Below are 8,197 nucleotides of genomic sequence, written 5' to 3' on the forward strand. Positions count from 1 at the left end.
CGGCACCGCCCAGCAGGGCGTAATAGCCGGCGACGCCCAGGAGCCCCAGACCGACGACCAGCATACCGGTGATGGCACCGCCGCGGAAGGCGACCTGCAGCGCGGCATCCAGGCCATTATGGGCGGCCTGGGCGGTGCGCACGTTGGAGCGCACGGAGATGTACATGCCGATATAGCCGGTGGCCCCGGAGAGCACGGCACCGATCACGAAGCCGAGCGCGGTCTCCCAGCCCAGAAAGAGCAGGATGAGGACGGCGAGGATGCCGCCGACCGTGGCGATGGTGGTGTACTGGCGATTGAGGTAGGCCTGGGCGCCCTCTTGGATGGCGGCGGCAATCTCGCGCATCCGCGCGGTGCCGTCGGGCAAGGCGAGGATCCACTTGACTGACCAGACGCCATATCCTATCGCCACCAGGGCGCACAGGATGGCAAAAGTCGTACCGAACGATGACATAGAAAGGTTCCTCAGAACGTTAAAAACAGGCGAATTCAGGCCGTGATCGCGGTGGGCCGGGCGGCGCCACTGACGTTGGGGCCTGGTTGGGGGTCGAAGGCGGCTTCGAGCCCCGTTGCGAAATCGGCCCGTCCAGCGCCCCCTGACCCTGCCCGCGACCGATCCCGCCTAGGATACGCCCCTTGGCCGTACAGTGATAATCGCCGCGGGGTGCACGGCGGTGGGGATCGGGTCGTGAGACTGGTCGGGGGCTCATGGCGGACCTTGTTCTTGGGAAAGCCGGGCACTGGGCAGGGGGCCGCGGGGCCCCCTCCCGACCCGCCGTGTCAGAGCGCGAAGGGGCCGAGTTTCCGGGGCACCGGGGCGTTCTTCAGGGTGACATAGCGGGGCAGGCCGTTTTCGTAGGGCGGGTAGTCCTCCCCTTGGATCAGCGGATACAGATAGTCGCGACACTTGTCGGTGATACCGAAGCCGTCCGCGGAGATGAAGTCGGCCGGCATGAACTTCTCCACGTTCGCGACCTCCGACAGGGGCGCGTGCCCGATCTCCCAGACGTAGGGCGAGGAGGACTTGCGCACCACCGTGGGCATGATGGCGTTGTGGCCGGCGATGGCGAGTTCCACGCCGGTCTTGCCCAAGGCATAGGCCTGCTCCACGTCCGACTTGGAGGCCAGGTGACGGGCGGCGCGCTGGAGATAGTCGGCCACCGCCCAGTGGAACTTGTGGCCCAGGGCGTCCTTGACCATGTTCGCGACCACCGGGGCGGCCCCACCGAGTTGGGCGTGGCCGAAGGCGTCGCGGGTACCCTGCTCGGCCAGGAAGCGCCCGTCCGGGTAGTGGCAGCCCTCGGACACGCAAATGATGCAGTAGCCGTGGTCCGCCACCTTGACCTTGACCGCGGCCAGGAACTTCTCCTGGTCGAATGCCACCTCCGGGAACAGGGTCAGGACCGGGATGCCCTGATCGGCGACCAGGGCCCCGGCAGCGGCGATCCAACCCGCGTGACGCCCCATCACCTCAATGACGAAGATCTTGGTGGAGGTGGCGCACATGGAGCGCACGTCGAAGGAGGCCTCCAGGGTCGAGGTGGCGATGTACTTGGCCACCGAGCCGAAACCGGGGCAGTTGTCCGTAATCGGCAGGTCATTGTCCACGGTCTTAGGGACATGGATCGCCTGGACCGGGAAGCCCAGGGCCTCGGAGAGTTGGGAGACCTTGTAGCAGGTGTCGGCGGAGTCGCCGCCGCCGTTGTAGAAAAAGTAACCGATGTCGTGGGCCTTGAAGACCTCGATCAGGCGATCGTACTCGCGTTTGTTGGCCTCCAGACTCTTGAGCTTGTAACGGCAGGAGCCGAAGGCGCCGGAGGGGGTGTAACGCAGTGCCGCGATGTTCTCGGCGGATTCCAGGTTGGTGTCGATCAGGTCTTCGGTCAGGGCGCCGATGATGCCGTTGCGACCGGCATAGACATTGGCGATCTTGTCGGGGTGGGCGCGGGCCGTCTCGATGACGCCGCAGGCCGAGGCGTTGATCACCGAGGTGACGCCCCCGGATTGTGCATAGAAGGCATTTTTGGCGGTCATGGGTCTCCCCTCGTTCGTTCTGGTGTCAGATGTGGTGGTGCGGGCGCGGGCAGACGGGGCCGCACGCTCAAGCAGAGGCTTCCCCCGGTCCGGGCGCAAGGCTACAGAAAATGCCGGCCCGCTCCAAGCCCAAAAAGGGGGTGGACCCCGAAATACACTGAATCGGCGGCGCCGGCTCAGGGCCGCGCCAGGGGCGGCAGGCCGGAATTGCGCCCCAGGGCACGGTCCATGAGCAACCGCTTGAGCGGCGCACAGCGGTCGGTGAGAGAGAGCCCCAGGCCGCGCAGCGCCGCCACCGGCGCAAGATCGGTACCGAAGAGCCGCTTGAAGGCGTCCATGGCGGCGAGCATCGCCAGATTGTCCCCGCGGCGGGCGCGCTCATAGCGGCGCAGCGTCCAGAGCGAGCCGATATCACGGCGCCGCTGCCGGGCCAGGTCCAGGGCGGCGGCCAGCTCCGCGGCGTCCAGAAAACCCAGGTTGACGCCCTGCCCCGCCAAGGGATGAAGGGCATGGGCGGCGTCGCCGATCAGGGCGAGCCCCGGCTCCACATAGCGCTGCGCGTGCTGGAGACGCAAGGCGACCGCGGCGCGCGGGCCTGCCACCCGGATCAGGCCCAGGCGGTGCTCGCTGGCCTCGGTGAGCGCCTGCGAGAACGCGGCGTCGTCCAGCGCCAGCAGTTCATCCGCCCGCGACCCGCCGGCCGACCAGACGATCGAACAGCGCCCGTCCGCCAGGGGCAGCAGGGCCAGGGGGCCGGCGGGCAGAAAGCGCTGCCAGGCGGTCTCCTGGTGCCACTGCGCCGGGGACACGGTGGCGACGATGGCCCTTTGGTCATAATCCCAGCCGCGGGTGGGGATTTGCGCCAGGTCCCGGATCAGGGAGTCGCGCCCGTCCGCGGCCGCCAGCAGCCGCCCGTGCAGGTGACGGCCATCGGCCAGCGCCAGCGCCTGGCCGTCCGGGGTGCGCCGCAGCCCGGTGATGGTTGCCGGGCAAACCAGGGTGACCTCGGGGCGCGACTCCAACCGCTCCCACAGGGCCAGTTGCAGCACCCGGTTTTCGACGATGTGGCCCAGGTCCGGCTCGCCCAGGTCCGCGGCATCGAAGTGGATGCGGCCCCCGCTCCCCGCGTCCCAGACCCGCATCTGCCGATAGGGGCTGACCCCCAGTTCGACGATCCGCCCCCAGGCCCCGAGCCGCCGCAGGATGCGCTCACTGGCGCGCGACAGGGCCGAGACCCGGAGATCCACCTCACCGGACGGCCAGGTGCGCCGCGGCGCCCGTGCCTCCACCACCGTGACGCCAAGCCCTTGACCGGCGCAGGCCAGGGCGAAGGCGGCACCGACCATGCCGCCGCCGACGACGATGACATCGCTCGTATTCGCGCTCATACGCGACCTGTGGAAAAGAGAAGAGTCTCGCGCAAAGACCCAAAGACGCAAAGAGTAGAAGAATCAGTCAAGCGCTTGAATGGCATTTGTTGTACCAATTGGTGGCGGTATCGGTCGTGATCACCATGATCGGGCAAACCGACGATAGCCGAAAATCAATCAATAGCTAAGATATCAATAAGTTGATATTTCTACTCTTCTTTGCGTCTTTGCGTCTTTGCGTGAGATTTCTTCATGGTCACGGTAGCGGTGCAGGGTTGGTCCTCAGGCCGAGGCCCCGCGCCAGGCGCGGCGCGCGTCCGCCCTGCCCCATGAAGCGCCGGGCCACCGCCCGGCGCGCCGGCGGCAGCAGGTCCAACCCCAACAGCCCCAGGTTGCGGGCCAGCCGCAGGGGCAGCCAGGGATTGACGAAGAGCCGGGCGAGCGTGTCGGTGAGGGTGGCGGTCGTCTGCTGGTCAGGACCGCGCCAGTGGCGGTAGGCCTCCAGCACCGCGGGCGCCCCCGGGTCTTCGCCGCGGGTCGCGGCCTCCGCCAGCACCTCGGCGAGTGCGGCGACGTCGCGCAGCCCCAGGTTGAACCCCTGACCGGCCGCCGGGTGGAGCGTGTGGGCGGCGTTGCCGATCAGCACCAGACGCGGGTGGATGGTCTCACGGGTCAGTAGCAGCTTGAGCGGATAGGCCCGCCGGGGTGCCGCGAGATCCAGCCGGCCGAGCCGGTAGCCGAACCGCCCCTGTAACCGGGCGAGAAAGGCGTCGTCCGGCAGCGCCAACAGCCCCGCCGTCTCCTGCTCCCGGCAGGTCCAGACCACCGACCAGCGCCCGGCGGTCATCGGCAGCATGGCGAGCGGTCCGGTGTCGGTGAAGCGCTCGAAGGCCCAACCCGGGCGGGGCCGGTCCGGGGTGACGGTGGTGATCAGGGCGTCGTGGCCGTAGGGGCGCTCCTCGACGGCGATCCCCTGGGCGCGCCGCACCGCCGAATCGCCGCCGTCGGCCGCCACCACCAGGCGAGAGCGCAATTCGTTCAGCCCGTCGCGGTCCTCGACCTGCAGCGCAACCAAATCGCCCTGCACCCGCAGCCCGACGAGGCGTGCCGGACACCGCAGATCGATCCCGGGCCGCCCGTCCAGGGCCGGGCGGATGGCCGTCCCCAGGGCGCGCGCCGGGACCACATAGCCCAGGGCCGCCACCCCGAGTTCGGCCTGATCGAGCCGGGTGATGCCGCACTGGCCGCGCTCGGAGACATGGATACGGCGGATCGGCTCGGCCTCCGGCGCGACCGCCCCCCAGAGACCGATCGCCTCCAGGATGCGGCGACTACCCCAGGACAGGGCAATCACCCGCTCGTCATAGCTCGGCTGGAGCGCCGAATCCGCCGCCACCGCCTCCACCAGCGCGATCCGCAGCCCGGTATCCGCCAGCGCGCAGGCCAACGAGCCGCCGATCAGGCCGCCGCCGACGATCACCAGGTCGTAGGGCTGCATAACACTCTCGGAGCAATAGAAAAAAGAGGGCCGCCCGTCAATGGACGCAACAGCGGCATAGTTCCGACCTTGGGGTTGGGCGACAGGCGTAACCAGTCTACTCGATCGCCCGAGACCATATCCGCCCCCGATCGTCCTGCCAGCCAGCGACGTTTTTCGGTCGGCCTTCAGGTCGACCGACTGGGAGCGCCGCACCCCAGTGCGGCCCGGCCTATCCGCAACATGCGACGCCGCAGCCGTCTGAGAGATCGCGCCGCACTGGGGTGCGGCGCTCCCAGTGGCCGGGATGATGATCAAGGCCTCCATGTCGATCCGCGTATCCTATCATTTCCATCAGTTTCGACGCTTGGACCTTATCGACCCCGTAGCCTAGGCTGCCAGCGTGTAACGCCCCTTCCAAAACAGCACCGGTCCGGGTTTGGACCACAGGCGTTTGCTCCAGACCGGATCGTGAAGGCAGGAACGCAACGGGAAATTGCGTTGCCCACGACAATTCAGCTAACCAAAGATGAGGAGACGATTCCCATGCTCAAGAAAGCGATTCCCGCAGCCATCCTGGCTGCCCTTCTCGCCGTACCCGCGGCCGCAGACCCTGCGCCGGCGCCCGGCAAGCCAAGACCCAATCAGTTCTGGTGGCCTGACCAGCTCAATCTCCAGCCACTGCGCGATCATGATCCGGCGTCAAATCCCTACGGCGCGGATTTCGATTACGCCAAGGCGTTTGGGAGCCTGGACCTTGAGGCCGTCAAGAAGGACCTCAAGGAGATGATGACCAGCTCCCAGGACTGGTGGCCAGCCGACTTCGGCCACTACGGCCCGCTGTTTATCCGCATGGCTTGGCATAGCGCCGGCACCTACCGCATGGGGGACGGACGTGGCGGCGCCGGCGGCGGCCAGCAACGCTTCGATCCGCTCAATAGCTGGCCCGACAACGTCAATCTCGACAAGGCGCGGCGCCTGCTCTGGCCGATCAAGCAAAAGTACGGCCGCAACATCTCCTGGGGCGACCTCATGGTCCTCGCCGGCACCGTCGCCATGGAGGATATGGGCTTCAAGACCTTCGGCTTCGCCGGCGGCCGGGCGGACGACTGGGAGCCGGACCTCGTCTACTGGGGTCCGGAAGCCGACATGCTGGGCCAGCAGCGCTTAAGCCAAGATGGGAAGCTGGAAACCCCCCTCGCCGCCACCCAGATGGGCCTCATCTACGTGAATCCGGAAGGCCCCGGCGGCAACCCGGACCCGCTGGCGGCCGCCACGCAGATCCGCGAGGCCTTCGGTCGCATGGCCATGAATGATGAAGAGACCGTCGCCCTGATCGCCGGCGGCCATACCTTCGGCAAGACCCACGGGGCGGGCAAGCCGTCCGAGTGCGTGGGGCCCGAGCCGGCCGCTGCCCCCATCGAGCAGCAGGACCTCGGCTGGGCCAACAAGTGCGGTAAGGGCAATGCCGAGGACACGATCAGCAGTGGCCTGGAAGGCGCATGGACCCAGTCGCCGACGCAGTTCACGATGCTGTACCTGACGAACCTGTTCGCCTTCGACTGGGAGCAGACCCGCAGCCCCGCCGGCGCCATCCAATGGAAACCCAAGGGGGGGGCAGGTGCCGATACGGTCCCCGATGCCCATGTGGAGGGCAAGCGGCACGCGCCGATGATGTTCACCACGGACCTGGCGCTGAAGTTGGACCCGACCTACCGCGCGATCTCCAAGCGCTTCCTCGATAACCCGCAAGAGTTCGAGCTGGCGTTCGCCAAGGCCTGGTTCAAGCTGACCCACCGCGACATGGGGCCGCGCGCGCGGTACCTGGGTGTCGAGGTGCCCAAGGACGTACTGATCTGGCAGGATGCGGTACCGGACCTTGACTACCAAGTCGTCGACGCGAAGGATATCAGTGCGCTCAAGGAGAAGATCCTCGGCTCCGGCCTCTCCACCGCCGAACTGGTGCGGACCGCGTGGGCCTCGGCGTCCACCTTCCGGGGCAGCGACATGCGCGGGGGGGCCAACGGCGCACGCGTCCGTCTGGCGCCGCAGAAGGACTGGCCGGTCAATGACCCAGCCGATCTGGCAAGGGTGCTGCAGACCCTTGAAGGCATTCAAACGGCCTTCAACGCGGGGGCCGCGGGCGGCAAGAAGGTCTCGCTCGCCGACCTGATCGTCCTCGGCGGCGCGGCGGCGATCGAGCAGGCGGCGAAAGCAGCCGGCCACCAAGTGGAGGTGCCCTTCACACCCGGCCGCACGGACGCTACCCAGGAGCAGACCGACGCCCAGTCCTTTGCCGTCCTCGAGCCGACGGCCGATGGCTTCCGCAACTACTTCGGGAGCGGTAATCGGCAGTCGCCGACCGAGATGCTGATCGATCGCGCGGACCTGCTCGGGCTGACCGTACCGGAAATGACCGCGCTGGTCGGCGGCCTGCGGAGCCTAGGCGCGAACGCCGGCGGCGTGCAACATGGTGTGCTCACGCCGCGTCCTGGGACGCTGAACAATGACTTCTTCGTCAACCTGCTCGATATGGCCACGAAGTGGTCGAAGTCGACGGACACCGACGGCCTCTACGAGGGACGAGACCGCGCCACGGGTGAGTTGAAGTGGACGGCGACACCAGTGGACCTGATCTTCGGCTCAAACGCCGAGCTACGTGCCGTCGCCGAGGTGTATGCATCCAAGGATGGTGATGGGGAATTCGTCCGGGACTTCGTCGCGGCATGGACCAAGGTGATGACGGCCGACCGCTTCGACCGGAAGCAAGGGTAGGGAAAGGCCGCTCGGGTCGAGAGAGTCGATACGAGTCTCCCGCGAGCGGCTTTGATCATAAATCCGCCCAGTCCACCCCTCGTGACACCGCTCCAGCGGTGTCACGCATGTGTTGGGTGCTCTGTGCCCAGAGGTCGGCGCGGAGTTATGACCAAGGCCCCCGCGAGCGGTCGTCCCCGGCGTCCCTAGTACCCCGTTTCAGCTATTCTTGCGCATGATCAAGCCCCGCAGGGGCGTGATATACCAGCCCAGGGCAACGCCCTGGGATAGCGTAGTTTCTTCGGCCTAGCCCTGAAAGGGCGGGACATAAGGAACCGCGCCGTTATGTCACGCCCTTTCAGGGCTAAGGTCTGCGATAACCCGTACCCAGGGCGTTGCCCTGGGCTGGTATGTTCGACCCCGTTGGGGTCGATACGCAAGATAAGCTGAAACGGGGTACTAGCACCGGGCGCTGTTCCCTGGGACCGCGCCCCTTGTCGCACCGGCGACACCTGCCTACACTGCCAACATGCGCCATCCCATCGATCCCAAGGTTGACTGC

General features: G+C 67.2%; 5 protein-coding genes. 1 reads left to right on the forward strand and 4 read right to left on the reverse strand.

All coding sequences use genetic code 11. The annotated features are described in order from the left end of the window. The 4 genes from QZY48_RS15960 to ubiH form a co-directional block, all read right to left on the reverse strand. Positions 1–454, reverse strand: a 454-nt coding sequence (locus QZY48_RS15960; protein ID WP_295432610.1) for a sodium/proton-translocating pyrophosphatase, incomplete at its 3' end; no start/stop codon positions are given. A 326-nt stretch (positions 455–780) separates the two neighbouring features. Beyond that, on the reverse strand, positions 781–2,034 hold the full coding sequence (locus tag QZY48_RS15965; RefSeq protein ID WP_295432611.1) for a 6-phosphofructokinase: 1,254 nt from the start codon (positions 2,032–2,034) through the stop codon (positions 781–783). 176 nt (positions 2,035–2,210) lie between these two features. After that, positions 2,211–3,422, reverse strand: coding sequence for a UbiH/UbiF/VisC/COQ6 family ubiquinone biosynthesis hydroxylase (locus tag QZY48_RS15970; RefSeq protein WP_295432613.1), 1,212 nt, complete (start codon positions 3,420–3,422; stop codon positions 2,211–2,213). A 238-nt stretch (positions 3,423–3,660) separates the two neighbouring features. Continuing rightward, positions 3,661–4,902 (reverse strand): 2-octaprenyl-6-methoxyphenyl hydroxylase, encoded by a 1,242-nt coding sequence (gene ubiH, locus QZY48_RS15975; RefSeq protein ID WP_295432614.1) that lies wholly within the window; start codon positions 4,900–4,902, stop codon positions 3,661–3,663. Between the two features lie 525 nt (positions 4,903–5,427). On the opposite strand from ubiH, the gene katG reads away from it, so the two are divergent. Further along, a complete protein-coding gene (gene katG, locus QZY48_RS15980; RefSeq protein ID WP_295432616.1) occupies positions 5,428–7,656 on the forward strand; it encodes a catalase/peroxidase HPI in 2,229 nt (742 codons plus the stop codon). Positions 7,657–8,197: the final 541 nt, after the last annotated feature.

Origin of the sequence: uncultured Thiodictyon sp. (genome assembly GCF_903828115.1) — a bacterium.
Lineage (GTDB): Bacteria > Pseudomonadota > Gammaproteobacteria > Chromatiales > Chromatiaceae > Thiodictyon.

Bases quoted from the DNA above. Each gene is read 5' to 3' on its own strand.
- QZY48_RS15965 (WP_295432611.1), bottom strand. From the start codon at position 2,034: ATGACCGCCAAAAATGCCTTCTATGCACAATCCGGGGGCGTCACCTCG.
- QZY48_RS15970 (WP_295432613.1), bottom strand. From the start codon at position 3,422: ATGAGCGCGAATACGAGCGATGTCATCGTCGTCGGCGGCGGCATGGTC.
- ubiH (WP_295432614.1), bottom strand. From the start codon at position 4,902: ATGCAGCCCTACGACCTGGTGATCGTCGGCGGCGGCCTGATCGGCGGC.
- katG (WP_295432616.1), top strand. From the start codon at position 5,428: ATGCTCAAGAAAGCGATTCCCGCAGCCATCCTGGCTGCCCTTCTCGCC.